Origin of the sequence: Leucobacter massiliensis, assembly GCF_002982315.1 — a bacterium.
Taxonomy (GTDB): Bacteria; Actinomycetota; Actinomycetes; order Actinomycetales; family Microbacteriaceae; genus Leucobacter; species Leucobacter massiliensis.
Genome location: NZ_MWZD01000017.1, coordinates 207,808 through 234,559 on the forward strand (window position 1 = coordinate 207,808; position 26,752 = coordinate 234,559).

The following is a 26,752-nucleotide window of genomic DNA, read 5'->3' on the forward strand; positions in this document are numbered from 1 at the left end:
GCCGGCGTCCCCGAGAAGGAGCCGCATGCCGTCGATCGACCTGAACAGCGACCTGGGCGAGTCCTTCGGCAGCTACCGCATGGGCGATGACGCCGCCGTGCTCGCCTCGGTGTCGAGCGCGAACATCGCCTGCGGGTTCCACGCGGGCGACCCGCGCGGCATCCGGGACACCTGCCGGGCGGCGATCGCGGCAGGGGCGACGATCGGCGCGCACCCGGGCTACCGCGATCTCGTCGGCTTCGGGCGGCGCTTCATCGAGGTGGACCCGGCTGAGCTGCGTGACGAGGTGGTGTATCAGATCGGCGCGCTGCAGGCGCTCGCGCGCAGCGAGGGCGGCACGGTGCGCTATGTGAAGCCGCACGGCGCGCTCTACAACACGATCGCGCGGCACGAGGAGCAGGCGGCCGCGGTCGTCGCAGCGGTCCGCGACGTCGACGCCGGCCTGCCGCTGGTGGTGCTGCCGGGCTCGCTCGTCGAGCGGATCGCGCGCGCGGCCGGGCTGCGGACGGTGGCGGAGGCCTTCGCGGATCGCGGCTACCGCTCGGACGGCGCACTCGTGCCGCGCGGCGAACCCGGAGCGCAGCTCGACGAGGAGACGGCCGTGCATCAGGCCATCGCCATCGCTCGCGGCGAGTCGATTCGCGCGCAGGATGGCGAGCCGCTGCGCATTGCTGCCGACACGCTCTGCCTGCACGGCGATCATCCCGGCGCCGTGCGGCTGGCGCATCGCATCCGCGCCGCGATCGAGGGCGCCGGGATCGAGATCCGGAGTTTCGCGTAGATGGCGGACCGGGACGCGGCGGGCGCCGTCCACGCGGCCGCCGCGAAGGCGGGGGACCGCGCCCCCGGCGCGGACGGAAGCGCTGCGGGCAGCCGGATCCTCCCCGTCGGCGACCGTGCGATCCTGATCGAACTGCCCGATCTGCCGGCCGTGCTCGCGACGGCGGCCGCGATCCGCTCGCTCGCGCTGCCCGGCGTGATCGACGTCGTGCCCGCGGCCCGAACCGTGCTCGTGCGCTGCGCGAACCGTGCGAGCGCTCGAAGCGCCGCCCGCGCGGCGCAGCGTATCGGCGTGCGGGACGAGCCGCCCGTGAGCGGGGGACGCGAGGTGAGGATCGACGTCGTCTACGACGGCGCGGACCTGCGTGCCGTGGGCGAGCTCACCGGGCTCGGCGTCGCGGGCGTGATCTCCGCGCACACCGGCACCCCGTGGCGGGCGGCCTTCGGCGGCTTCGCTCCCGGCTTCGTCTACCTGTCAGGCGGCGCGCCGCGGCTCGACGTGCCGCGCCTCGATTCGCCGCGCACGGCGGTGCCCGCCGGTTCGGTCGCGCTCGCGGGCGGCTTCTCGGCGGTGTATCCGGCGGAGTCACCCGGCGGCTGGCGGCTGCTCGGCCGTACCGCGCGCCGCATGTGGGATGAGCGGCGGGATCCGCCCGCGCTCATCGCGCCCGGCGACGCGGTGCGCTTCCGTGCGGTGCGCGAGGCGATCACCGTCCGGGATCCTGCGCCCGGGCGATCGGGGGAGCGCGACGCCGCGCCCCCGGGCGCCGCGGTGCTCGGTACGCTGACCGTGCTCGACCCCGGTCTGCTCACCCTCGTGCAGGACGCCGGGCGCCCGGGCCACGCGGCGGTGGGCGTCACGGCGTCCGGGGCGCTCGACCGCGGGGCGCTGCGCCGCGCCAACCTCGCGGTCGGCAACCCTCCGGACGCGGCGGGGCTCGAAAGCCTGAACGGCGGACTCGTGCTCCGCGCCGAGCGCGCCGTGCGGGCGGCGGTCTGGGTCACCCGGGCCACCGTCGAGAACGCGGAAGGGGCGCCCCTCCACCCCGTCGAGCCGGGGACCGCGGTGTCGCTCGCGCCCGGCGAGTGCATCCGGCTCGCCACCCCCGAGTCCGGCCTGCGCGGCTACCTGGCCGTCCACGGGGGGATCGCCGCGCCACGCACGCTCGGCAGCGCCGCGAGCGACACGCTCTCGGGACTCGGGCCCCCACCGCTGCGCCGCGGGGACAGCCTCGCCGTCGGCGCGACGCCCGGCCCCGATCCGGGAGCGCTCTCCTCGCTCCCCGGCGACTCCGATCCCGAACCCGGACCTCGCTCGTCGCCCGGCGATCCCGAGTCCGAGCTGGGCACCGCCGCGGCCCCGCGCCCCGGCCCCGAGCCCGGCCCGCCGCGCGATGCGGCCGAGCCGCCCCGGCCCGCAGGCCCCGCCGTGCTGCGCTTCGTGCCCGGACCCCGCGAGGACTGGTTCACGCCCGAAGCCCGTGCCGCCTTCGCCGCGCAGTGCTGGACCGTGACCCCGCGCTCGGATCGTGTCGGCCTCCGCCTCGACGGCCCCCCGCTCGCGCGTGCCCGCGCCGAGGAGCTGCCCAGCGAGGGCGTGGTGCGCGGCTCCGTGCAGGTGCCGCCCGACGGCCGGCCCGTGCTCTTCCTCGCCGACCACCCCGTGACCGGCGGCTACCCGGTGATCGGAACCGTCATCGACGCCGACCTCGATCGCGCCGCGCAGCTGCGGCCCGGCGAGCCGCTGCGCTTCGCGCCGGTCGACCCGGACCGGCCCGGTGCGATCCCGCAGGCGCAGCAGCCGATCTCGGCAGAGCGGGTCGCGTTCTCGCTGGAGCTCGACGGGCGCCGGACGCAGCTCGCCGTCTCGGGCGCCGTCGCCGCCGCACTGCAGCAGCTCCTCGACAGCCCTGACGAGGGGCCGTTGCGCGAGGCGCTGGCGGCGATCCTGCGGGGCTGCGGCCCGGTAGGATAGGGACTTGTGTCAGACACCAGCAGCAGCAATCCGATCAGCCCGGACGCCGCCGAGGCGGCCGTCACCGCGGCCCTCGCCGCGTTCGCCGCGGCCGGCTCCGTCGCCGAGCTGAAGGCCGCCCGCACCGCGCACGCCGGAGAGGGTTCCGCGATCGCCCGGCTCAACGCCCTCATGCGCGAGGTGCCGAAGGAGGAGAAGGCCGCCACCGGCAAGCTGATGGGCCAGGCCCGCGGCCGCATCGAGGGCGCCTATCAGGCCCGCGAGGCAGAGCTGCTCGCCCGTGAGGCCGCCGAGCGGCTGCTCGCCGAGACGGTGGACGTGACCGCCGCGCCCGTGCGCCGCACCGCGGGCACCCGCCACCCGCTCGCGCAGCTGCAGGAGGAGGCCGCCGACATCTTCGTCGGCATGGGCTGGGAGGTGGCCGAGGGGCCCGAGGTCGAGCACGAGTGGTTCAACTTCGACGCGCTCGGCTTCGACCCCGACCACCCCGCCCGCGCCATGCAGGACACCTTCTTCGTCGACCCCGCCGAGCGCCACCTGCTGCTGCGCACCCACACCTCGCCCGTGCAGATCCGCTCGCTCCTCGACCGCGAGCTGCCCGTCTACGTGGTCGCCCCGGGGCGCGTCTACCGCACCGACGAGCTCGACGCGACCCACACCCCCGTCTTCCACCAGATCGAGGGCATCGCCATCGACCGCGGCCTCACCATGGCGCACCTGCGCGGCACGCTCGAGCACTTCGCGCGGCAGATGTTCGGCGAGGAGGCGCAGATCCGCCTGCGACCCAACTTCTTCCCCTTCACCGAGCCCTCCGCCGAGATGGACGTGTGGCAGCCGAATGCGAAGGGCGGCGCGCGCTGGGTCGAGTGGGGCGGCTGCGGCATGGTCGACCCCCAGCTGCTGCTCGCCGCCGGGATCGATCCGGAGGAGTATCAGGGATTCGCCTTCGGCATGGGCATCGAGCGCACGCTGCAGTTCCGCAATGAGCTCAACGACATGCGCGACATGGTCGAGGGCGATGTCCGCTTCAACCGTCAGTTCGGAGGACTGGTCTAATGCGCGTTCCACTCAGCTGGCTCGGCGAGTACGTCTCGCTGCCCGCCGACGTCACCCCCGAGCAGGTGCACGCCGAGCTCGTGCGCGTCGGCTTCGAGGAGGAGTCGGTCCGCCGCTTCGAGGTGACCGGTCCCGTCGTCGTCGGCGAGGTGCTCTCGCGCGAGCCCGAGGAGCACTCGAACGGCAAGACCGTGAACTGGTGCCAGGTGCGCGTCGCCCCCGAGGGCGAGACGGCGGCGGACGGCGGCGCCGATGTGCGCGGCATCGTGTGCGGCGCCCACAACTTCGAGGCGGGGGACAAGGTCGTCGTCACCCTGCCGGGGGCCGTGCTGCCCGGCGGATTCGCGATCGCGGCGCGCCGGACCTACGGCCACGTCTCCGACGGCATGATCGCCTCGGCCCGCGAGCTGTCGCTCGGAGACGACCACGACGGCATCATCGTGCTCACGAGACTCGGCTTCGACCCCGCCGAGCTGACGCCCGGCACCGATGCGAAGGCGCTGCTCGGCATCGATGACACGGCCGTGGAGATCAACGTGACGCCGGATCGCGGCTACGCCTTCTCGATCCGCGGCGTGGCGCGCGAGTACGCGCACGCGACCGGGGCCGACTACCGCGACCCCGCCTCCGCCGTCGAGATCACGCCGGCAGAGGGCTTCCCGGTGCGCATCGCGGACGAGGCGCCGATCCGCGGGCGCGCGGGGGCGAGCGGCTTCGTCACGCGCGTGGTGCGCGGCATCGACCCGAGCCGGCCCACCCCCGCCTGGATGGTGGCGCGCCTCCAGCTCGCCGGGATCCGCTCGCTGTCGCTCGAGGTCGACATCTCGAACTACGTGATGCTGGAGCTCGGCAACCCGCTCCACGTCTACGACCTGAACAAGCTGCGGGGCGGGATCGTGGTGCGCCGCGCCCGCGCCGGCGAGACGCTCGTCACCCTCGACGGGCAGGAACGCCGGCTCGACCCCGAGGACCTGCTCATCACCGACGACCGCGGCCCCATCGGCCTCGCGGGCGTGATGGGCGGCGACTCGACGAAGGCCGACGGCACCACCACGGATGTGCTCATCGAGGCGGCCACCTTCGACCCGGTGACGATCGCGCGCAGCGCGCGGCGGCACAAGCTGCCGAGCGAGGCGTCCAAGCGCTTCGAGCGCGGCGTCGACCCGCTCGTGGCGCGTGCCGCGGCGCAGCGCATGGTCGAGCTGCTGGTGCAGCTCGCCGGGGGCACGGCGGACACCCTCGGCAGCGACCTCGTCGCCCCCTGGGATGCGCCCGTGGTGCGGCTGCGGCTGCCCAGGGTCAACGGCCTGCTCGGCACCGACTTCAGCGAGGAGGAGATCCGGGGCGCGATCGAGATGATCGGCTGCTCCGTGGCGCCGGGCGCGGACGGGGACCCCGAGCTCCTGCTGGTCACGCCCCCGAGCTGGCGTCCCGACCTCAGCCGCGCCGCCGACCTGATCGAGGAGGTCGCGCGCATCGTCGGCTACGACCGGATCCCCTCGGTGCTGCCGGTCGCTCCTGCCGGCCGCGGGCTCACCCGTGAGCAGCGGCTGCTGCGCCGCGCCGCGAACACGATCACCGCTGCGGGACTCGACGAGGTGCAGAGCTACCCCTTCGCCTCGCGTGCGCAGCTCGACGCCTTCGGCTCCGGGGTCGCGGACGATGCCGAGACGGCGGTGCAGGCGGTGCGCCTGGCCAACCCGCTCGACGGCGAGACGCCCTTCCTGCGCCGTTCGCTGCTCCCCGGGATCGTCACCGCGGCCCAGCGCAATGTCTCGCGTGGGCTCACGGATCTCGCGCTCGTGGAGTTCGGTGCCGTGTTCGAGCCGGTCGCGGCGGGCGGTGCAGGCCTCGGCACGGAGACCGTGCCCCCGCTCGCGCAGCGGCCCTCCGATGAGACGCTGGCGGAGCTGAACGCCTCCCTGCCTCGGCAGCCGCACCGCGCCGCCGGGCTGCTGATCGGCAACGCGATCGCCAAGCAGCCCGGCGAGCCGGCGCGTCCCTTCGACTGGGCCGACGCGCTCGACGCGGCGCGCACCGTCGCGGGGGCCGTCTCGGCGGAGCTGGTCGTGTCGCAGGGCTCGCACCGCGCCTTCCACCCGGGCCGCACCGCCGAGCTGGCGGTGCGGGTCTCCGAGCACGGCGCCGATCTCGACGGGGACGAGGGCGGCCTCGTGGTGGTCGGGGTGGCCGGGGAGCTGCTGCCGGAGCTGGCCGCGGAACTGCACCTGCCCGGACGGGTCGCCGCCTTCGAGATCGACCTGGAGCGAATCATCGAGCTGGCCCCGCGCGAGCCCGAGACCGGGCCGCTCTCCAGCTATCCGGCCGCCACGCAGGATCTCACCCTGGTGGTCGGGGCGGAGGTGCCCGCGGGCGATGTGCGCGCGGTCGTGGTGGCCGGCGCCGGCGAGCTGCTGGAGGACGCCCGCCTCGTGGACGACTACCGGGGGGCCGGGATCGCGGAGGGACAGAAGGCGATCACGCTCGCGCTGCGCTTCCGCGCGCCGGACCGGACGCTGAAGTCGGAGGAGGCCAGCGAGGCGAAGCTCGCCGGCGTCGCCGCCGCCGAGCTCGCCTTCGGGGCGCAGCTGCGCGAGTAGCGCGCCGCGCCGCGGCCGCGCTGTGCACGGCTGCGGCGCGGGGGCCGGGTGCGGTGCGGCGAAGCGATCTCAGGCCTGCGGCGGAGTGGCGAGGCTGACCATCCAGGGGACGCCGAAGCGGTCGTTCAGCATGCCGAAGGTGTCGCCCCAGGGCGCCGTCTCGAAGGGCTGGGAGATTTCGCCGCCCTCGGCCAGTCCCTCCCACAGCGCGCTGATGCGCTCGGCGGCGTCCCCGGAGATGCAGACGGAGATGCCGCTCACCGTCGCGTCGGGCGCGCCCGCCATCGAGTCGGGGATGTCCGCTGCCATGAGCGTGAGCCCGTCATCGGTGTCGATCTGGCCGTGCATGACCTTCGCGCCCTCGTGCTCGTCGCCCATGACGCCGGGGATCGAGTCGTAGTGCATGATCGCGAGCGTGCCGCCGAGCACGGAGTGGTAGAAGGCCAGGGCCTCGCTCGCGTTGCCGTGGAAGTTGAGATACGGGTTCAGGCGGATCGACATGATTGCTCCCCACTGCGGTGTCGACGGTGACGCGGGCTCCGCTGGATCGTCCCCCGCGCACCCAGTCTGAGCGCATCTCCCGCGATCGGCAAGCCCCAGCTTGGGGCGGATCAGGCGGCGTGAGTGGCGTATCGTGTGCCCGGTGACGCGGTGGTCTCTCCGGCGGAGGGGCTGCCTGCGCGCTTCCGCCACCCCGTGGTGCAAACTCAGCTCAGGAACTTAGAATCCATGGAGAGGGATGCTGCGGAGAGGGGGGATCCGATGCGGGTGCGCGCAGATGCGGTGAGCAAGGGTCCTGAGGGCCGGGCGCTGCCGCCGAGCGAGGTCCTGCTGGAGTCCGGCCGGGCCGTCTTCGCGGAGGCCGAGACCGCGCAGCGCCCCACCGTGCTCGGCCTCGTCGTCACCGGGCACATGCGCCCGGACGGCGGCGAGGTGACGATCGACGGCGTGGCCGAAGCCCGCCGGCTGCGGCGGGCGCTCGCCCTCGTCGACGCGCCCGATGTCAGCGAGCCGAACGGCGATGTGCGACTGAGTGCGGTGGTGGCGGAGGAGCTCATGTTCGCGGGACGTCCCTGCGGCCCGCGAGCCGTCCGCCGCGCGCTCGACCGCTTCGGGCTCGCGGACCGGGCGCGCACCCCGATGGCGGACCTCGACCCGGGGCCCCGCGTCCGCGTGCTCTGCGAGCTCGCGCTGCGCCGGCCGGGCGTCGAGGGCATCGTGCTCGTCTCGCCCGATCGGCACGGCGGTGACCCGGAGGAGTGGTGGCGCATCGCCTGCGAGATCGCGGGCCGTGGGCCGGGCGTGCTCGTCATCGCGGGCAAGGCAGCCCGCACGGCGATCTTCGCGGGCCCGGGCGGAGGGTCTCCCGGTGAGGCGACGCCGTCTCGCGCGGTGGCCGGAGCGGGGGAGGGGCGCTCGTGAAGATCCCGCAGCTCATCCGCTCGGAGTTCGCGAGACTCTGGGCGACGCCGATGGCGCGCCTCGCCTTCGTGGCGCTCATGTGCGTGCCCCTGCTCTACGGCGGCCTGTACCTCTGGGGCAATCAGGATCCCTACGCCCGGCTCTCCGAGGTGCCGGTGGCGCTCGTCGTGGCCGACGAGGGCGCCGCGGACGGGGGACCGAGCGTCGCCGACGGCGGTGACGAGGAGGCGGGCGGCGCGGGCTCGGGCGGCGGCGACTCGCGTTCCGTCGGCGAGGAGGTGGCGAAAGCCCTCGTGGACGACGGCACCTTCGACTGGCACCGTGTGAGCGCCCGCGAGGCCGCGCGGGGCGTGGAGCAGGGGGTCTACGACTTCTCGGTGACGATTCCCCGCGACTTCACCGAGGCGCTCGACTCCTCGGACGGTGACGCCCCGCGCCAGGCGCAGGTGATCCTCACCACGAACGACGCGAACAGCTACCTCGCCTCGACCATCGGCGAGCAGCTCGTGCAGCGGATCCAGCGGGAGGTGGTGCGCTCCGTCAACCTCGAGTCGGCGCGGACCCTGCTCGACGGGATCGCCGAGATCCGCGCCTCTACGGTGGAGGCGCGCGACGGGGCGTCCCAGCTCGCGACGGGCGCAGCCGAGGCACTGTCGGGGGCGGAGGAGCTGGAAGGGGGCGCGCAGCGGGCGCACGAGGGGTCCACGGCGCTCAGCTCGGGTCTCGGGACGCTGCGCGACGGCACGGCGCAGCTTCCGCAGCAGAGCGAGCAGCTCGCGGGCGGCGCGGCCGAGGTCGCGGCGGGCAACGCGGAGGTGGCTCAGTTCGGGCGCGAGCTCGCCGGGGTCAGTCAGCAGGCGTACGACGGGCTCGCCGCGGAGCGGGAGGCGATACTCGCGGATCTCGCCGCCGCGGGCGTGGATCCCGCCGTGATCGCGGCAGCGGCGGAACGGCTCGACGGGGTGGGCGCGGTGCTCGGGGACGCGAACACGCGCGTCCAGCAGGCGAGCGGCCGGCTCGACGAGCTCGCCGCGGGGGCGAACGAGGTGGCCGGCGGCTCGCGGGCGCTCGCCGACGCCGCACCCGAGCTCGCCTCGGGCATCGCGAGCGCGGCCGAGGGCGCCGCCGAGCTGGATCTCGGGCTCGGGACGCTCGCCGAGGGAGTGGAGGACCTCGGCTCGGGCCTCGGCACACTCGCCGACGGCACCGGGGAGCTGCGCGACGGGCTCGCCTCCGGTCTCGAGCGCCTGCCCGACAGCAGCGCCGAACTGCGTGAGCGGCAGGCGGCGAACATCGCCGACCCGGTCGAGCTGCGCACCACGGATCTCGCCTCGGCCGGCAGCTACGGCGCAGGGCTCGCGCCCTTCTTCGTGAGCATCGCCGCCTGGATCGGCATCTACGCGCTGTTCCTCATCCTGAAGCCCGTCTCGCGCCGGGCCGTCACGGCGCTCGACGCGCCCGTGCGCGTCGCCGTGGCGGGCTGGGTGATCCCCGCGATGCTGGGCGCCGTCCAGATGGCCGCGCTGTACGGGATCGTGGCCGGCTCGCTCGGTTTCCGGGTCGCCCACCCGCTTCCGGCGTACGGGCTGATGGTGCTCGCCTCGGTGACCTTCGCGGCGATCATCCTCGCCCTGAACGTGTGGCTCGGCAGCGTGGGGCAGTTCCTCGGACTCGTGCTCATGGTCGTGCAGCTCGTGGCGGCGGGGGGCACCTTCCCGTGGCAGACGCTGCCGGCGCCGCTCGCCGCCGCCCACCACTACCTGCCGATGTCGTTCTCGGTGGACGGGCTGCGCCAGCTCATGTACGGCGGCGATCTGGGTGACGCGGGCTGGGATGCGGTGAGGCTCGCGCTGGTCCTGCTGGTCTCGCTCCTCGTCGCGGTGCTCGGCGTCGCGAAGATGACCCGCTCCCTGACGCTCAGGGATCTGCAGCCGAGCCTCATCGGCTGAGCGCCGTACGTATACATAAACAGCGCCCGCACGCGAGGTTCCTTGTGGCTTTTCGCGTTAATGTATACGCTAGTGATGGCGAGGGGAGGCGAGATGCGCGCGAGCGACCGGGCGTACGCGACGCTGCTGGAGGATATCCAGCGCGGATCGCTGCCCCCGGGCGCGGTCGTCGCCGAACTCGAGCAGGCCGAGCGCCTCGGGATCAGCCGGACGCCGATGCGCGAGGCCATCGGGCGCCTGCTCGCGGACGGGCTAGTGCGGCAGCAGTCTCCGCGGGTCATGGTCGTCGCGGACTTCGACGCCGACGATATCCGGGAACTCTTCGAGGCGCGCCGCGCGCTCGAGGAGCGTGCCGCCCGGATCGCGGCCGAGCGCGGTGAGCGCGCCGTGTTCGCCGCGCTCGCCGCCGACTTCGCCGCTGCGCATCCCGAGAGCTGTGAGCTCGCCGCCGACGAGTACTACGCGCTCATCGCCCGCTTCGACGCCGCGGTGGACGCCGCCGTCGGCAACCGCTACCTCACGGGGGCCCTGCGCACCGTCCGCGCGCACCTCGCGCGCGCCCGCGGCCTCGCCCGCGACAACCACGCGCGTCTGCGCGCCTCCGTCGCCGAGCACACGCTCATCGCCGAGGCCATCGCGGCCGGCGATCCCGAACTCGCCGCGCACGCCACCCATGTGCACCTGCACCGGGCGCTCGCGGCGATCCTCACCTCCATCGCGGATCCCGCAGGATCCGCGACGTCCATCCCGGAAGGACCGCAATGACCGTCACCCACCACGTCCGCGTTCACACGAGCGAGGAGGAGCTGCCCCGCGAGGAGCAGCTCGCCTGGAAAATCGCGGAGGTCGCCACCGACCCGGTCGAGGTCGAAGCCGAGGTCGTCGAGATGATCGTCAACCGCATCATCGACAACGCGTCCGTCGCCGCCGCCTCGCTGAACCGCGGCCCGATCGTCGCCGCCCGCGCGCAGGCGCTCGCGCATCCCGTCTCCAGCGGCGGAGCGGGATCCAGCATCTTCGGCCTCCCCGGCGCCGGGGACGAGGCGCGGCTCAGCAGCCCCGAGTGGGCGGCCTGGGCCAACGGCGTCGCCGTGCGTGAGCTCGATTACCACGACACCTTCCTCGCCGCCGAGTACTCGCACCCCGGCGACAACATCCCGCCGATCCTCGCCGTCGCGCAGCACGCGGGCCGCGACGGGCGCGCCCTCCTCCGCGGCATCGCGACCGGCTACGAGATCCAGATGGACCTCGTGCGCTCCATCTGCCTGCACAGGCACAAGATCGACCACGTCGCGCACATCGGCCCCTCGGCTGCAGCGGGCATCGGCACCCTGCTCGGCCTCGACGCCGAGACGATCTCCCAGGCCGTGGGCCAGGGGCTGCACACCACCACCGCCACGCGGCAGAGCCGGAAGGGCGAGATCTCCACCTGGAAGGCCTACGCCCCGGCCTTCGCGGGCAAGATGGCGGTCGAGGCCGTCGACCGGGCCATGCGCGGTCAGACCTCGCCGAGCCCGATCTACGAGGGCGAGGACGGCGTGATCGCCTGGATGCTCGACGGCCCGGACGCGAGCTACGAGGTGCCGCTGCCGGCCCCCGGCGAAGCGAAGCGCGCGATCCTCGACAGCTACACCAAGGAGCACTCCGCCGAGTATCAGGCGCAGGCCTGGATCGATCTCGCCCGCAAGCTGCACGGCGAGCACCCCGAGCTGGCCGACCCGGCGAACGTCGCGAGCATCGTGCTGCACACGAGCCACCACACCCACACCGTCATCGGATCGGGGGCGAACGACCCGCAGAAGTACGATCCGCAGGCCTCCCGCGAGACGCTCGACCACTCGATCCCCTACATCTTCGCGGTGGCGCTGCAGGACGGCGGCTGGCACCACGTCGACTCCTACGCCCCCGAGCGGGCGGCCCGGCCAGACACGGTCGCCCTCTGGCACAAGATCACCACCGCGGAGGACGCCGAGTGGACGCGCCGCTACCACTCGGAGGATCCGGCCGAGAAGGCCTTCGGGGGGCGCGTCGAGATCGAGCTGGCAAACGGCGGGCGCATCGTCGATGAGATCGCGGTGGCGGACGCGCACCCGCTCGGCGCCCGGCCCTTCGCCCGCGCCGACTACATCCGCAAGTTCCGCATCCTCGCCGAGCCCGTGCTGGAGCCAGCCGAGATCGAGCGCTTCCTCGGCCTCGTGCAGCGCCTGCCCGAGCTCAGCGCCGCCGAGGTGCGTGAACTGAACATCGTCGCCGCACCCGGCGTGATCGACCTCGCCGCCGCACCGAAGGGACTCTTCTGATGCTCTACGCCCGGACCCCGGCCCACGAGAAGCGGAGGCTCTTCCGCGAGCGCCTCGCGAGCGGCGAGCTGCTGCGGCTGCCCGGCGCCTTCAACCCCCTCTCGGCGCGCCTCATCGAGCGGAAGGGCTTCGACGGCGTCTACATCTCGGGCGCGGTGCTCTCCGCCGATCTCGGCCTGCCCGATATCGGCCTCACGACGCTCAGCGAGGTGGCGGGCCGCGGGCAGCAGATCGCCCGCGTGACCGAGCTGCCCGCGATCATCGACGCCGACACCGGCTTCGGCGAGCCCATGAACGTCGCGCGCACGATCCAGACCCTCGAAGACGCCGGGATCGCGGGCTGCCACATCGAGGATCAGATCAACCCGAAGCGCTGCGGCCACCTCGACGGCAAGGCCGTCGTGGACGCCGACACCGCGGCGAAGCGGATCCGCGCCGCCGTCGACGCCCGCCGCGATCCGGACTTCCTCATCATGGCGCGCACCGATATCCGAGCGACCGAGCCGGGCGAGCGCGGGCTGGCGCTCGCGATCGACCGGGCCAAGGCGCTGGTCGACGCCGGAGCCGACGCGATCTTCCCGGAGGCGATGCGCACCCTGGACGAGTTCGCTGCGATGCGGGCCGCGCTCGACGTGCCGATCCTCGCGAACATGACCGAGTTCGGCAAGAGCGAGCTGTTCTCCGCGCAGCAGCTCGCCGGCATCGGCGTGAACATCGTGATCTGGCCGGTGTCGATGCTGCGGATCGCGATGGGCGCGACCGAGCGTGCGCTCGACGAGCTGAACGCCGAGGGCCACCTCAGCGGCAAGCTCGGCGAGATGCAGCACCGCGCCGAGCTGTACGAGCTCGTCGACTACGAGGGCTACAACCGCTTCGACACCTCGGTGTTCAACTTCACCGTGGAACGCTAGGGAGCCGACCGCCGCACTTCCTGCACTTCCACCTGCACCCAGAAACGGAGTCGATGATGACTGACACGGATATCAAGAAGGGACTCGCGGGCGTGGTGGTCGACACCACCGCGATCTCGAAGGTCAACCCCGAGACGAACAGCCTGCTCTACCGCGGCTACCCCGTGCAGGAGCTGGCCGCGACGCAGCCCTTCGAGGCGGTCGCCTTCCTGCTCTGGAACGGCGAGCTGCCGACGGAGGCGCAGCTCGCCGAGCTGCGCGCCGAGGAGCGGCGGCACCGGGCGCTGCCCGAGAAGGTGCGGGCGGCGATCGAGCTGCTGCCGCTGGAGGCGCACCCGATGGACGAGGTGCGCACGGCGGTGAGCGTGATCGGCGCCGCCGACACCGCCGGCGCGGCTTCGGTGCTGGACGCTGCGGGGAGCCCGGAGGAGAACCTGGCACGCTCGGTGCGGCTGTACGCCGCGCTGCCGGCGATCGTCGCCTACGGGCAGCGGCGGCGGCGCGGGCTCGGGATCGTGGAGCCGCGCGACGACCTCGACTACGCGGCGAACTTCCTGTGGATGACCTTCGGCGAGGAAGCCGATCCCGTCATCGTCGACGCCTTCAACCGCTCGATGATCCTCTACGCGGAGCACTCCTTCAACGCCTCCACCTTCACCGCGCGGGTCGTGACCTCCACGCTCTCCGACCTCTACTCGGCGGTGGTCGCCGCGATCGGCGCGCTGAAGGGGCCGCTGCACGGCGGCGCGAACGAGGCCGTGATGCACATCTTCGCCGAGATCGGCTCCGCCGGGAACGTGGTGCCGTGGCTCGATCGCGCGCTCGCCAGGAAGCGCAAGATCATGGGCTTCGGGCACCGCGTCTACAAGAAGGGCGACTCGCGCGTGCCCACCATGCAGGCCGCGCTCGAATCGCTCATCGAGCACTACGGGCGGCCCGAGGTGGGGGAGCTGTACGCGACCCTGGAGCGCGAGTTCGTCTCGCGCAAGGGGATCTACCCGAATCTCGACTACCCCTCGGGTCCCGCCTACGATCTCATCGGCTTCGACACGCTCACCTTCACCCCGCTGTTCATCGCCTCCCGGGTGACGGGCTGGACCGCGCACATCATGGAGCAGGCGGCCTCGAACGCGCTGATCCGCCCGCTCTCGGCCTACGACGGCCCGGAGGAGCGGCACATCCCGGGATATGTCGCATCGGCCGGGGAGCTGGCCGCGCAGCGGCGGGAGGCCGAGGCCGGATGACGAGCCCGGCGTGCGATGCGCACCGCGCCCGCGCGATATCTGCGGTGCGCGGTAGCGTGGACCCCGGAACCCGAGAGGAGCAGCGATGCCCGAGTACACGAACATCCTGACCGAGACGCGCGGCCGCGTCGCCACCATCACCCTGCACCGGCCCGAGGCGCTGAACGCGCTCAGCCCGGCCCTGGTGCGGGAACTGATCGACGCCGCGCAGGCCTTCGACGCGGATCCCGGGATCGGCTGCATCGTGCTGACGGGATCGGAGAAGGCCTTCGCGGCCGGCGCCGACATCAAGGAGATGGCGGAGCGGTCGTTCTCTGAGATGTACCTCGGGGAGCTGTTCCCGAGCTGGAGCGGTTTCGAGCAGCTGCGCACGCCGGTGATCGCCGCCGTCGGCGGCTTCGCGCTGGGCGGTGGCTGCGAGCTGGCGATGATGTGCGACTTCATCATCGCCGCGGACACGGCGAAGTTCGGGCAGCCCGAGATCAACCTCGGGGTCCTGCCCGGCTTCGGAGGCTCGCAGCGCCTGCCGCGCGCGATCGGGAAGGCGAAGGCGGCCGAGATGATCCTGACCGGCCGCATGATGGGTGCCGAGGAGGCGGAGCGCTCGGGGCTGGTGGCGCGGGTGGTGCCGGCCGCCGAACTGCTCGCGGAGGCGGCGAAGACCGCGGAGGCGATCGCCTCGAAGTCGCTGCCCGCCCTCTACGCCGCGAAGGAGGCGCTGCAGGTGGCGCAGGAGTCGACGCTGGCCGAGGGGCTGCGCTTCGAGCGGCGCGCCTTCGCGGCCGCCTTCGCCACGGAGGATCAGAAGGAGGGCATGCGCGCCTTTGCCGAGAAGCGCGCACCCGGCTTCACCCATCGATGAGCGTGCCGCGGCGGGATGCGTGGTCCTTCGCGTCCGGCGCGCCGGTCTCCTCCAGCCCGCGGGCGAGCAGCCGGATGAGGGCGTCCTCGTGAGTGAGCTGCGGATGGTGGCCGGCGCCCGGAAGCGTGATGAGCTCCACATTCGGAAGCGAGCCGAAGCGATTCACGGCCTCCGTGGTGAGCGGATCCGCGCTCCCGGTGACGATCCGGATGGGGCCGTGGAAGCGCCCCAGGGCATCCCGGAGCTCCGCGCGCCACTGCTCCGAGGAGGCGCGGGCGAGCTGCTCAGCCACCCGCCCCGCGGTGCCTCGGCGGAGGTCTGCGACGCTGGAACCGAGCGCCTCGGCGTGCGCGGCCGAGCCGCTCAGCCTCCGGGACAGCCGAGCCGGATCCGCGTGGCGCAGCACGGCGCGCACGAGCGGCCGCAGCCCCTTCGGAACGGCCGACTTGGCCTGCAGGAAGAACGGTGCGACGAGGGTGAGGGAGGCGACCCGGCCCGGGTGGCGGTCGGCCGCGGTCACGGCCGCCGCGGCGCCCAGGGAGTGGCCGATGAGCTGGGCCGGCTCCTCTCCGAGCACGGCCGGGAGCCAGTCTTCCCAGTCCTCCGCACCCGTGCCGCCGCTCAGGCCGAGCCCGGGCAGGTCGAGGGCTCGCGCCCCGATGCCGGAGGCGACGCCGGCCCAGCTGTCGGCGTTCACGGGAAGGCCCGGAAGGATCACGCGGCGGGATCCGGCTGCGCCGAGCTCGAAGGTCCGCAGCCCGCCGGCGTCGACGATGCGACGGTCCCCGGCCGATGCGCCTGGGACGGCGCCGAAGCGGTGCGCGGCGAGGTGATCGGCCCACCGTTCGAGGGCGCGCCGCACCTCCGGCATGCGGAGCCCGTGGCGCTCGGCGAGGGCGTTCGCCGAATCCGTCGGGTAACGATCGGAGGACATGAATCCGAGCGTCTCGGGGTCGGCGCCGGTGATCCGCTGGGGAAGCCGCTTGATGAGGCCGACGGGGATCCTGAGCTTCGGGACCCGCGCCCCGAGGTGGCGCGCGAGGTGCGCGAGGAGCTCCGCGAGGGGCGGAGTGCGGTCGTCGAGCAGCCAGTACGCCTCGCCCTCGGCGCTCGGGTCGACCGCTGCCACCGTCATGAAGGCGGCCAGGTAGTCGACCGTGACGACCGGCAGGAACGTCGAGTCGTCGCCGGGCAGCGCCGTCGCGGTGCCGTTCCAGAGCTGCTCGATGGTGGCGGGGAGCCCGATGAGCTGGTCGGATTCCCCGGTGCGGCTGTCGCCGATCACGCTGGAGGGGTTGACGATTGTCCAGGGGATCGCACGCTCCCGGGCGCGGGCCTGGAAGACGGCATCGGACTCGACCTTCGACGCCTCGTAGGCGCCGAGTTCCCGGTACACGGCCGCGCGGTGCTCCTCGGACCACGGAACGGAGCCGGGATCCTGTCCGCCGACGCGATACCCCGAGATGTGGACCACGCGCCGCAGTGCGGGCAGTTCCGCGGCGAAGTCGATGAGCCGCTCGACGATGCCGACGTTCCCGTCGCGCGCCTCTGCCGCGGACATGCCGAAACGGTACGATCCCGCGCAGCTGTGGATCTCCGTCACCGAGGCGAACGCGGCCGCCCCGTCCGCAAAGAGCCGGGGTGCCGAGAAGTCGGCGATCACGGTGCCGATGCTCCGCTTCAGGCCGTGCTCCCGGAGCCAGCGAGCGAGCCGGGCCCCGGATTCGACGCTCCGCACCGCGGCCGTGACCTCGGCGCCGGCCGCGGCGAGCTCCAGGATGAGGTGCCGGCCGATCAATCCGGAGGCGCCGAAGACGAGTGCGTGACGCGGGGTCTCGTGCGCGCTCATCGGCCCGCCTCCGCTGCGCGGCAGCGCTGCTCGACGAGCTCGGCCACGACCTCCGCTGCGGATTCGAGGGGCTGGGTGCTCCGGGTGGCACGTGACAGGATGACGGCGCCCTCGATAGTCGACACGACGACCGTCGCGAGGGATCGGGCCGCATCCGCGTCGAGCCCGCTCGATGCGAGAAGCGCCGCGGTCGGGGCGATCCACGCGTCGAAGGCTGTTGCGCAGGCCTGCCGCAGGCGCTCGCTCTCGGCGCCCATCTCCAGGGTGACGACGGAGACGGGGCATCCCAGGCGGAAGTCGCCTTCTGCGACGATGGCCGTCAGTGCCTCGATGGCGGTGCGGACGGCCGCGCCGGGACCGCCGGAGGCGGCAGCCGCCTGGGTGATGAGCTCGGCGAAGCGCTCCGCGGCGAGCTCGACCGCGGCGACCCCGAGCCCCTCCTTCCCGTCGGGGAAGTGGAAGTAGATCGACCCCTTCGGCGCCGACGCGTGTTCGATCACCGCGTTGAGTCCCGTGCCGCTGTAGCCGCTGGTCTGGATGAGTTCGAGCATCGATTCCGCGAGCCGTGCTCGGGTCAGCTCTCCTTTGGATGTCATGCCGTCAATAATAGACCGGTCTACATATTTTGTGCATCCCTCGGCGTGTCGCGACGGCGGAGAGCCGGGGCGCGTCGCTCACAGGCGGGCCTCAGGCGGGTGGCGAGCCGGGGTTCTCCGCAGATCCGGCCGCGCAGCGAGGTCCGGGCCGGTCACCCGGCACGGGTGGGCCGGCCGGGCCAGGGGAGGTGCCAGAATAGAGAGGGTTCGAGCGGGAGAGCGAGGAGCTTCGATGACAATCAGCGTTGCGGTGGCCGGGGCGTCCGGCTATGCCGGGGGAGAGCTGCTGCGCCTGCTCGCCGCGCACCCCGAGTTCGAGGTCCGCACCGTGACCGGCCACTCCAGCGCGGGGCGTCCTCTCGCCGAGTCGCAGCCGCATCTGCGCTCGCTGGCGCACCTCACCCTGCGAGAGACGACGCCCGAGGTGCTGGACGGGCACGAAGCAGTGTTCTTCGCCCTGCCGCACGGCGCATCGGGCGCCCTCAGCGAACAGCTGGGCGATGTGCGTCTCGCGGTGGACTGCGGGGCGGATCATCGCCTCACCGACCCCGCCGACTGGGCGGCCTTCTACGGCGGTGAGCACCACGAAGCCTGGAGCTACGGCGTTCCCGAGCTGATCGTGGCGGACGAGGGGGGCCTCTCCCGCCAGCGGGAGCGGCTCGTGGGGGCGACGCGGATCGCAGCCCCCGGCTGCAACGCCTCGACGGTGGCGCTCTCCCTCGCACCCGGCATCGCAGCCGGCGTGATCGAGGCGCGGGACCTCGTCTCCGTGCTCGCCGTCGGCCCCTCGGGCGCCGGCAAGGCGGCGAAGACCCACCTGCTCGGCGCCGAGCTGATGGGCACCGCCAATCCCTACGCAGTGGGCGGCACGCACCGCCACATCCCGGAGATCCAGCAGGCCCTGCGCGGAGCTGGTGCGCGCGAGACCCCGACGATCAGCTTCACCCCCGTGCTCGTGCCCATGAGCCGCGGCATTCTCGCCACCTCGACCGCGCGTCTCGCGCCCGGGGTCGGCGCAGCGGAGGTGCGTGCGGCCTGGGAGGATGCCTACGCGGGCGAGCCCTTCGTGCAGCTGCTGCCCGAAGGGGTGTTCCCGCGCACGGCGGACACGCTCGGCGCCAACACCTGCCTCATGGGGCTCGCCGTCGACGAGGCCGCGGGCCGGGCCGTGGTCGTGGCCGCCCTCGACAACCTCGCCAAGGGCACCGCCGGCGCGGCGATCCAGTCCGCCAACATCGCCCTCGGCCTGCCGGAGACCACCGGTCTCCCGGTGGACGGGGTCGCGCCGTGAAGCGGCGATCGCAGCACATCGAAAAGGAGCAGCAGTGAGCGTCACCACCCCCCGGGGCTTCCGTTCGGCGGGCATCGCCGTCGGCCTCAAGAGCACCGGCAAGCCCGACCTCGCCCTCGTGGTGAACGACGGACCGGCCCCGGCCAGCGCCGCGGTCTTCACGAGCAACCGCGCCCAGGCCAATCCCATCCTCTGGAGCCGCAAAGCTCAGCAGGCCGGCCCCGCACGCGCGGTGATCCTCAACTCCGGCGGCGCGAACTGCTTCACCGGCGACTTCGGCTACGAGACCACTCGCCTCACCGCGGAAGCCGTGGCCAGCGAGCTCGGGGAGCCGGATCCCGAGCGCGTCCTCGTCTGCTCGACCGGGCTCATCGGCACCGGCGATCAGGCGTTCCGTGACAAGATCCTCGGCGGCGTGCCCCGGCTCGCCGCTGCGCTCGCCGCCGACGACACCACCGCCCCCGCGGCGATCCTCACCACCGACTCCGTCGAGAAGACCGCCGTGCGCGCGGGAGACGGCTGGAGCATCGGGGCGATGGCCAAGGGCGCCGGGATGCTGGCGCCGGGCCTCGCCACGATGCTCGTCGTCATCACCACCGACGCCCTGCTCGACGGCGAGGCCCTCGACCGCGCGCTGCGCGCCGCCAGCGCCACCAGCTTCGACCGGCTCGACAGCGACGGCTGCATGTCCACCAACGACCAGGTCACCCTGCTCGCGAGCGGTGCCTCCGGAATCGCCCCCGAGGAGCATGTCTTCGCCGCCGCGCTCTCCGAGGTCTGCGACGAACTCGCGGCGAAGCTGCAGGCCGACGCGGAGGGAGCCGCGCACGACATCGACATCGAGGTGCGCGGCGCGGCCAGCGAGGCCGAGGCCGTCGAGGTGGGCCGCTCGGTCGCCCGCAACAACCTCTTCAAGGCGGCGATCTTCGGCAACGACCCGAACTGGGGGCGCGTGCTCGCCGCGATCGGCACCACCGAGGCCGCTTTCGACCCGTACCAGGTCGACGTCAGCTTCAACGGCGTTCGGCTGTGCCACGCGGGCGCGCCCGACCGCCCCGTCGAGGAGTGCGACCTCACGCCGCGCCGCACCCACGTGCTCATCGAGCTCTTCGCCGGTGAGGCCGAGGCCACGGTGCGGACCAACGACCTCACCCACGACTACGTCCACGAGAACAGCGCGTATTCCAGCTGAGCCGAGGCCGCACGCGGTGCTGCGCGCCCGCGCGGAGCGGCAACCGGTGAGCGGCGCGAACGGAGACCCATGAGCACTACCCGAACCATCGACCGCGAGCAGGCCGCCGCCAAGGCGCAGGTGCTCATCGAGTCACTGCCGTGGCTGAAGAAATTCCGCGACACGATCATGGTGATCAAGTTCGGCGGCAACGCGATGGTCGACGACGCGCTGCTCACCGCCTTCGCCGAGGACATCGTCTACCTGCGGCACACCGGGATCCGCCCCGTGGTGGTGCACGGCGGCGGCCCGCAGATCAATGCGATGCTCGCGCGGCTCGGGATCGAGAGCGAGTTCAAGGGCGGCTACCGGGTCACCACTCCGGAGACCATGGACGTGGTGCGCATGGTGCTCACCGGCAAGGTGAACCCCGAGCTCGTGGACGAGATCAACGCGCACGGCCCGCTCGCTGCGGGCACCACGGGGGAGGACGCGGGGCTCTTCGTGGGCCGGCGTCGTCCGCCCGTCGTGGTCGACGGCGAGGAGGTCGATCTGGGCCTCGTGGGCGACGTCGCCGAGGTGCGGGTGGAGCCGGTGCTCGCCCTGCTCGACGCGGGGCTGATCCCCGTCGTCTCCTCGATCGCCCCCGACGCCGATCGGCCCGGTGTCTCGCTGAACGTCAACGCCGACGCGGCAGCGGCGGCCCTGGCTGCGGCGCTCGGTGCCGAGAAGCTCGTCATCCTCACCGATGTCGCGGGCCTCTACGCGAACTGGCCGGACCGCGACTCGCTCGTGTCGAGCATCACCGCGGCCGAACTCGAAGAGCTGCTGCCGAGCCTCGAATCGGGCATGATCCCGAAGATGCGCGCCTGCCTCGACGCGGTGCGCGGCGGCGTCTCGAAGGCCGTCATCATCGACGGCCGCGAACCCCACTCGGTGCTGCTGGAGATCTTCACGGAGCGCGGGATCGGTACGGAGGTCACTCCGTGACCGACCAGGCAGTGCAGCGGTCTGCCTCCGGCTGCGGAGCAGGCGGAGGTCACGCCGTGAGCGTGACCGACCAGGCAGTGCAGCGGTCTGCCTCCGGCTGCGGAGCAGGCGGAGGTCACGCCGTGAGCGTGAGCGTTCGGCGGTAGGGTGCGTTGGCGTGGGCGGCGGGCGGTGCTGCGGTCCTCGCCCACGTGCTGTTCGCGGCGCTCTCGCTGCGTCTCGCGCTGATCGATCTCCGTGAGCGCCGCTTGCCGAACGGTCTCCTCGCGCTGGGGACGGCGGGGGTTGCCGCGTTGCTCGTGGCGGCCGCGGGGCTGGAGGCGCGCTGGGATCGGCTGCTGCCGGCCGGGTCGGCGGCGGCGGGCTACGGCGCCGCCCTCGTGCTGTTGTGGCTTGCTGCGCGCGGTGCTCTGGGGGCGGGGGACGTGAAGCTCGCCCCGGTGCTGGGGCTCGTGCTGGGCTGGTCGGGGCCGGAGGCGGCGCTGTTGTGGGGGCCGCTGGGGATTGCTGCGGCCTGTGCCGTCGCGGCCGTCGCGGCGCGGCTCCGGCGGCGCTCCGTGTTCGCCCTCGGGCCCGCGCTGCTCGCGGGCGCGTGGTGCGGGCTCTCGCTGGCAGCGCTCGGCGGGTAGTACGGGCCGGGGCCCGGGTGGACCGCGGGCCTGCGGTTCGCGCCGGCGGTTTCGGCGTCAGCGCCCCAGGCGCTCGCCCGTCTGGCGGTCGAAGACGTGCAGCTGCTGCGGGTCGGCGCCGATGCGCACGGTGTCGCCAACGGCGGGGTGCGATCGGCCGTCGACGCGGACCACGAGGTCCTTCTGCTCGTCGCCGTGCGGGATCGTCCCGTAGATGTAGCCGTCGGCGCCGAGTTCCTCGACGAGTGCGACGTTCAGCTCCATGCCGGGCTGTGCGTCGTCGAGCACGCGGAGGTCCTCGGGGCGCACGCCGACGGTCACCTCGCTGCTCGCGGCCTGCGCGGACACCGAGGGGTCGACCGGGACGACGGCGCTGCCGAGGCGGATGCCGTCCGCTTCGAGGCTCGCGTCGAACAGGTTCATGGCGGGACTGCCGATGAAGCCGGCGACGAAGGTGTTGCGCGGCTTGTCGAGCAGTTCCCTCGGCGTGCCGAGCTGCTGCAGTTCGCCGAGCTTGAGCACCGCGATGCGGTCGCCCATGGTGAGCGCCTCCGTCTGATCGTGGGTGACGTAGACGGTGGTCACGGCGAGCTCTCTCTGGAGTGCGGCGATCCGGGTGCGGGTCTGCACGCGCAGTTTCGCGTCGAGGTTCGAGAGGGGCTCGTCCATGAGGAAGACGCGCGGGGAACGGACGATGGCGCGGCCCATCGCAACACGCTGCCGCTGGCCGCCGGAGAGCGCTTTGGGCTTCCGGTCGAGGTACTCGGTGAGATCGAGCTGCTCGGCGACGGCCTCGACGCGGCGGCGTCGCTCATGCTTGGGGACGCCGGCGATCTTCAGCGCGAAGCCCATGTTCTCGGCGACGGTCATGTGGGGATAGAGCGCATAGTTCTGGAACACCATCGCGATGTCGCGATCCTTGGGCGAGAGCCCGGTCACGTCTTCCCCGTCGATGAGGATCCGGCCCGAGGTGACCTCTTCGAGCCCGGCGAGCATGCGCAGCGCGGTCGACTTGCCGCAGCCTGAGGGGCCTACGAGCACGAGGAACTCCCCGTCTGCGATGTCGAGGTCGAGGTCTTTCACCGCGGCGCGCTCGGTGCCGGGGTATACGAGGCTGACCTCGTCGAAACTCACGCCTGCCATTGCTGGTCCTTTCGTTTCACCGGCAGGTTCGTGCCGGACGGTCCGTTGTGAAACGTGTGCGGAGCTCACTGGTCGCCGGGTCGACGCCGTCCCGCTCGCGTGCGTCGAGGATACCATCGCGCGGCGCGGCAGCACGGCGCGGCAGCACGGAGCGGCGCGGCGGCACGGCGCGACGGAGGGTCAGCGGAGCCTCGGAGGAGGTAACGATCCCGGATCATTCTCCCGGGGCTGTCGGCACGCGGGCGGCTTTGGCTAGCCTGGGGGTGGGGGAGCGGCGCCGCTCGCATGCGCCGAGTCGATTTCGCTCCGTCTGCCACGGAGCCCGCGATCCGGGGTTCGTGGCACCTGTCAACGAAGAAATACTGAACGGAGTGCTTCATGAGTGCGATAGGAACCCACACGGCGTCATTCCGGGGACGTCGGCGCCTGACCGGGGCCGCGGCGGTGGCCGGAGCGCTTGCGCTGGTCCTGAGCGGCTGCGCCTCGGGCGGTGACGGGAACGGCTCCGGCGACGCTGCCGGTGACGAGTTCGCCGGTGAGACGCTGACGGTCGCCGCAGCGTGGTCCGGAGCGGAGCAGGAGAACTTCGAGGCCGTGCTCGACGAGTTCGAGCGGCGCACGGGCGCCACCGTGAACTACACGAGCTTCGGCGACAACGGGCCGACGTTCATCCAGGGTCAGCTCGAGGGCGGCACGCCGCCGAATGTGGCGATCCTGGGGCAGCCCGCGCTCATGCAGTCGCTCGCGGAGAACGGGGACATCCTTCCGGTGAGCGAGGCGGTGGAGTCCGCCGTCACCGAGAACTACTCGCCGTCGTGGATCGATCTCGCCACCGTCGACGGCGAGCTGTACGGCGTCTGGTTCAAGGGCGCGAACAAGTCGACCGTGTGGTACAACGCCGACATCTACGACGAGGCCGGGGCGGTGCCCCCCGAGGACTGGGACGACTTCCTCACTCAGCTGGGCCTGGTGCGCGACGCGGGCTACGCGGGCATCTCCGTGGGCGCGGACGTGGGCTGGCCGCTCACGGACTGGTTCGAGAACGTGTACCTGCGCACGGCGGGTCCCGAGCGTTACGATCAGCTGACGAATCACGAGATCCCCTGGACCGATGACTCGGTGAAGGAGGCGCTGGAGGTGCTGGCGACCCTGTGGGACAGCGATCTGGTGCAGCCCGGCGGGGATCAGCGCGACTTCCCGACGAGTGTGAGCGAGGTCTTCGGCTCGGATCCGCAGGCCGGCACGGTCTTCGAGGGGGACTTCGTCGCCGGGAACATCGCCGCGGACGGCACCTCGGTGGTCGGGGAGACCGCGCTGTTCTACGACTTCCCGGCGGTGGACGGCTCCGCGCCGGCCGTCGTGGGCGGCGGTGACGTCGCCGTGCAGTTCACGGACGACGAGGCCACGAACGCACTGATGGAGTTCCTCGCCTCGCCCGACGCCGCGGAGGTGTGGGTGCCCGAGGGCGGCTTGATCTCCCCGAACTCCGCCGTCGACACCTCGCTCTACCCGGACGACGTCTCCCGCCAGGTCGCGGAGGCGCTGACGGGCGCCGAGGTGTTCCGTTTCGATATGTCGGATCTCACGCCGAGCGCCTTCGGCGGCACCCCCGGTCAGGGCTTCTGGCAGGAGATGATCACCTTCTACCAGGATCCGAGCGACATCGACGGCACGGCGCAGCGTCTCGAGGACGCCGCGGCGGCGGCCTACTGAGCCGGAGCGCACGACCATGAGCCGCACGCTCACGGTCCCCGTGCACCTCAGCGGCCGCGGGCAGGGCGCCCGCGGCCGCGGGGGCCTGCGCCGGTGGCTGCTCGTCGCGGGGTTCCTCGGGCCGGCGTTCCTCGTCCTCGGCGCGCTGGTGGTGTACCCGATCGTCTACTCCGCGGTGCGGTCGTTCTTCGACCGTGGCGGCACCTCCTTCGTCGGCTGGCAGAACTACGTCACGATGTTCACGAACGACAGCACGTTCACGGCGATTCGCAACAATCTCATGTGGGTGATCGTGGCGCCGGTGACGGTGACGATCATCGGCTTGATCTTCGCGGTCCTCGTGGAGAAGCTCGGCTGGAAGACCGTGTTCCGCCTGATCGTGTTCATGCCGATGGCGATCTCCATGCTGGCGGCGGGGGTGATCTTCCGCGGCATGTTCCAGGAGAGTCCGCAGCTGGGCGTGGTGAACGCCGCCATCGTGGGCGTGCAGAGCATCTTCGGCGAGCAGTCGAGCTATCCGGGGGCCAAGCCGCGCGAGGGCACCGGGATCGTGGAGGACTCGGGGATCATCGCCTCCGGCGAGGCGGTCCCCGCCGGGAGCACGCAGGACTTCCCGCTTACGGGGATCCGCCAGAGCGCGCTCCCGGAGGACGCCGCTGATGCCCGGCCGGCGGCCGATCCGTCGCCGACCGAGATCTCGGGCACGGTCTTCCTCGACGTGGTGCGCGGCGGGGGAGGCGTGAACGGCGAGCTCGGCGCGGGCAAGAAGGGGCTCGAGGGCGTGCGCGTCGACGCGGTGGACGCCGACGGGTCGATCCGCGGCTACGCCACGACGGGCGCCGGGGGCACCTTCACGATCGAGGGACTGCAGGCCGGGGAGAGCTACCGGGTCGCGCTCCCGGCTGCCAACTTCGACGCTGGGGCGCAGGGGGTGTCCTGGCTGAGCGCGTCGTTCATCAACGTGGTCGTGATCCTCGCCTACGTGTGGATCTGGGCCGGCTTCGCGATGGTGATGATCGCCTCCGGCCTGTCCGCGATGGACCGCTCGCTGCAGGAGGCGGCGCGTACCGACGGCGCGAGCGAGTGGCAGGTGTTCACGCGCATCACGGCCCCGCTGCTCGCCCCGGTGCTCGTGGTGGTGTTCGTGACGCTGGTGATCAACGTGCTCAAGATATTCGACCTCGTCTACGTGATCCCGCCCGGTGCATCGAAACCCGCGGCGAACGTGATTGCCGTCGAGATGTGGACGGTGTCGTTTGGCGGCGGCAACAACCAGGGTCTGGGCTCGGCGCTCGCGATCTTGCTGCTGATCCTCGTGCTGCCCTCGATGATCGTGAACGTCCGCCGGTTCCGAGAGGAGCGGAGCCGATGAGCGCGAACGCGCCGGCGCGGCGGCGAGGCGGAGGCCGTGCGGGAAGCCGGGTGGTCCGGGCGGTGAGCCGCGGCATCGTGAACGTGCTGCTGCTGATCGTGGCCGTGTTCTGGCTGGTGCCCACCTTCGGGCTGCTGCTCACCTCGTTCCGCAGCGCGGGGGACAACGCGGCGAGCGGCTGGTGGACGGTGTTCACGAAGCCGGCGGAGCTGACGATCGAGAACTACGCCAATCTGCTCTCCAATCCGACGATCACCGGCTCGTTCTGGAACACGATCGTGATCGCCGTGCCCACGACGGTGCTCGTGGTCGCCATCGCCGCGTGCGCGGCCTACGCCTTCGCGTGGCTGCGCTTCCCCGGCAGGGACTGGCTGTTCATCGCCGTGGTGGTGCTGCTCGCCGTGCCGCTGCAGGTCGCGCTGATCCCGCTCGCGCGGCTGTTCGGCGCGCTCGGCATCTTCGGCAGCGTGATCGGCGTGATCCTCTTCCACACCGCGTTCGGGCTGCCCTTCGCGATCTACCTGCTGCGCAACTTCTTCATCCAGATCCCGGAGGAGATGCTGGAGGCTGCGCGGATCGACGGAGCCCGGGACTGGCGCATCTTCTTCCGGATCATGCTGCCGCTCGCGCTTCCCGCGATCGCCTCGCTCGCGATCTTCCAGTTCCTGTGGACCTGGAACGACATGCTGGTGGCGCTGATCTTCACGAACAACGACTCCCAGCCGCTGACCGTTGCGATCCAGTCGCAGCTGCGTCAGTTCGGCGCGAACATCGACGTGCTCTCCTCGGGTGCGTTCTTGTCGATGGTGGTGCCGCTGATAGTGTTTTTCGCGTTCCAGCGATACTTCGTGCAGGCACTGCTGGCGGGGTCGCAAAAGTAGCTCGTAATGTGCGGGAAG

Annotated in this window: 22 protein-coding genes; 18 read left to right on the top strand and 4 right to left on the bottom strand. The window is 72.4% G+C overall.

Translation table 11 applies throughout. The annotated features are described in order from the left end of the window. Positions 1–25 precede the first annotated feature (25 nt). Genes B4915_RS07835 through pheT form a run of 4 tightly spaced genes read left to right on the top strand, consistent with a single transcriptional unit; the run spans position 26 to position 6,411 of the window. Complete coding sequence (locus tag B4915_RS07835; RefSeq protein WP_105805258.1) at positions 26–781, top strand: LamB/YcsF family protein; 756 nt, start codon at positions 26–28, stop codon at positions 779–781. Then, entirely contained in the window at positions 782–2,755 is a 1,974-nt protein-coding gene (locus B4915_RS07840; protein ID WP_105805259.1) for a 5-oxoprolinase subunit B/C family protein, read from the top strand. It begins immediately after the preceding gene. Positions 2,756–2,761: 6 nt separating this feature from the next. Beyond that, positions 2,762–3,811, top strand: a complete 1,050-nt coding sequence (gene pheS, locus B4915_RS07845; RefSeq protein WP_105805260.1) for a phenylalanine--tRNA ligase subunit alpha — start codon at positions 2,762–2,764, stop codon at positions 3,809–3,811. Beyond that, positions 3,811–6,411, top strand: coding sequence for a phenylalanine--tRNA ligase subunit beta (gene pheT / locus B4915_RS07850; protein ID WP_105805261.1), 2,601 nt, complete (start codon positions 3,811–3,813; stop codon positions 6,409–6,411). Before pheS ends, pheT begins: the two co-directional genes overlap by 1 nt. A 69-nt stretch (positions 6,412–6,480) precedes the next feature. Here pheT and B4915_RS07855 read toward each other — a convergent pair whose 3' ends face one another. Then, the gene (locus B4915_RS07855) at positions 6,481–6,912 is read right to left on the bottom strand and encodes a VOC family protein (protein WP_105805262.1); all 432 of its coding nucleotides are present in this window, start codon (positions 6,910–6,912) and stop codon (positions 6,481–6,483) included. Positions 6,913–7,194: 282 nt separating this feature from the next. Between B4915_RS07855 and B4915_RS07860 the strand changes: the two genes are divergently transcribed. From B4915_RS07860 to B4915_RS07890, 7 genes are all read left to right on the top strand, one after another. Further along, on the top strand, positions 7,195–7,833 hold the full coding sequence (locus tag B4915_RS07860; RefSeq protein ID WP_181158501.1) for a hypothetical protein: 639 nt from the start codon (positions 7,195–7,197) through the stop codon (positions 7,831–7,833). After that, entirely contained in the window at positions 7,830–9,782 is a 1,953-nt protein-coding gene (locus B4915_RS07865) for a YhgE/Pip family protein (RefSeq protein WP_105805263.1), read from the top strand. Before B4915_RS07860 ends, B4915_RS07865 begins: the two co-directional genes overlap by 4 nt. A 93-nt stretch (positions 9,783–9,875) precedes the next feature. Next, on the top strand, positions 9,876–10,547 hold the full coding sequence (locus tag B4915_RS07870; RefSeq protein WP_105805264.1) for a GntR family transcriptional regulator: 672 nt from the start codon (positions 9,876–9,878) through the stop codon (positions 10,545–10,547). Further along, positions 10,544–12,082 (top strand): MmgE/PrpD family protein, encoded by a 1,539-nt coding sequence (locus B4915_RS07875; RefSeq protein WP_105805265.1) that lies wholly within the window; start codon positions 10,544–10,546, stop codon positions 12,080–12,082. The genes B4915_RS07870 and B4915_RS07875 overlap by 4 nt, the downstream gene beginning before the upstream one ends. Further along, positions 12,082–12,993: a methylisocitrate lyase gene (prpB, locus tag B4915_RS07880; RefSeq protein ID WP_105805266.1), complete on the top strand. Its 912-nt coding sequence runs from the start codon at positions 12,082–12,084 to the stop codon at positions 12,991–12,993. Before B4915_RS07875 ends, prpB begins: the two co-directional genes overlap by 1 nt. A 56-nt stretch (positions 12,994–13,049) precedes the next feature. Continuing rightward, on the top strand, positions 13,050–14,237 hold the full coding sequence (locus tag B4915_RS07885; RefSeq protein WP_105805267.1) for a bifunctional 2-methylcitrate synthase/citrate synthase: 1,188 nt from the start codon (positions 13,050–13,052) through the stop codon (positions 14,235–14,237). Between the two features lie 85 nt (positions 14,238–14,322). Then, positions 14,323–15,099, top strand: a complete 777-nt coding sequence (locus B4915_RS07890; RefSeq protein ID WP_105805268.1) for an enoyl-CoA hydratase — start codon at positions 14,323–14,325, stop codon at positions 15,097–15,099. Here the strand turns inward: B4915_RS07890 and B4915_RS07895 are convergent. Together B4915_RS07895 and B4915_RS07900 are read right to left on the bottom strand one after the other, a co-directional pair. Further along, positions 15,086–16,948: an alpha/beta fold hydrolase gene (locus tag B4915_RS07895; protein ID WP_105805269.1), complete on the bottom strand. Its 1,863-nt coding sequence runs from the start codon at positions 16,946–16,948 to the stop codon at positions 15,086–15,088. The two genes, B4915_RS07890 and B4915_RS07895, sit on opposite strands and share 14 nt — an antisense overlap. Then, positions 16,945–17,544, bottom strand: a complete 600-nt coding sequence (locus B4915_RS07900; RefSeq protein WP_219845098.1) for a TetR/AcrR family transcriptional regulator — start codon at positions 17,542–17,544, stop codon at positions 16,945–16,947. Before B4915_RS07900 ends, B4915_RS07895 begins: the two co-directional genes overlap by 4 nt. A gap of 232 nt (positions 17,545–17,776) precedes the next feature. Between B4915_RS07900 and argC the strand changes: the two genes are divergently transcribed. The 4 genes from argC (at position 17,777) to B4915_RS07920 (ending at position 21,625) form a co-directional block, all read left to right on the top strand. Next, a complete protein-coding gene (gene argC / locus B4915_RS07905; protein ID WP_105805271.1) occupies positions 17,777–18,835 on the top strand; it encodes an N-acetyl-gamma-glutamyl-phosphate reductase in 1,059 nt (352 codons plus the stop codon). A 34-nt stretch (positions 18,836–18,869) separates the two neighbouring features. Then, entirely contained in the window at positions 18,870–20,027 is a 1,158-nt protein-coding gene (argJ, locus tag B4915_RS07910) for a bifunctional glutamate N-acetyltransferase/amino-acid acetyltransferase ArgJ (RefSeq protein ID WP_105805272.1), read from the top strand. Positions 20,028–20,096: 69 nt separating this feature from the next. Then, on the top strand, positions 20,097–20,996 hold the full coding sequence (gene argB / locus B4915_RS07915; protein WP_105805273.1) for an acetylglutamate kinase: 900 nt from the start codon (positions 20,097–20,099) through the stop codon (positions 20,994–20,996). A gap of 152 nt (positions 20,997–21,148) precedes the next feature. Continuing rightward, positions 21,149–21,625 carry a prepilin peptidase gene (locus B4915_RS07920; protein ID WP_105805274.1) on the top strand — a complete coding sequence of 159 codons (477 nt, stop codon included), beginning with the start codon at positions 21,149–21,151 and terminating at the stop codon, positions 21,623–21,625. A 57-nt stretch (positions 21,626–21,682) separates the two neighbouring features. On the opposite strand, the gene B4915_RS07925 is transcribed toward B4915_RS07920, so the two are convergent. Then, positions 21,683–22,768: an ABC transporter ATP-binding protein gene (locus B4915_RS07925; RefSeq protein WP_105805275.1), complete on the bottom strand. Its 1,086-nt coding sequence runs from the start codon at positions 22,766–22,768 to the stop codon at positions 21,683–21,685. A 378-nt stretch (positions 22,769–23,146) separates the two neighbouring features. On the opposite strand from B4915_RS07925, the gene B4915_RS07930 reads away from it, so the two are divergent. The 3 genes from B4915_RS07930 to B4915_RS07940 are packed head-to-tail and all read left to right on the top strand — an operon-like array spanning position 23,147 to position 26,734. Further along, positions 23,147–24,481: an ABC transporter substrate-binding protein gene (locus B4915_RS07930; RefSeq protein ID WP_105805276.1), complete on the top strand. Its 1,335-nt coding sequence runs from the start codon at positions 23,147–23,149 to the stop codon at positions 24,479–24,481. 16 nt (positions 24,482–24,497) lie between these two features. Further along, a complete protein-coding gene (locus tag B4915_RS07935; protein WP_105805277.1) occupies positions 24,498–25,853 on the top strand; it encodes a carbohydrate ABC transporter permease in 1,356 nt (451 codons plus the stop codon). Continuing rightward, positions 25,850–26,734 (top strand): carbohydrate ABC transporter permease, encoded by an 885-nt coding sequence (locus B4915_RS07940; RefSeq protein ID WP_105805278.1) that lies wholly within the window; start codon positions 25,850–25,852, stop codon positions 26,732–26,734. The genes B4915_RS07935 and B4915_RS07940 overlap by 4 nt, the downstream gene beginning before the upstream one ends. Positions 26,735–26,752 lie beyond the last annotated feature (18 nt).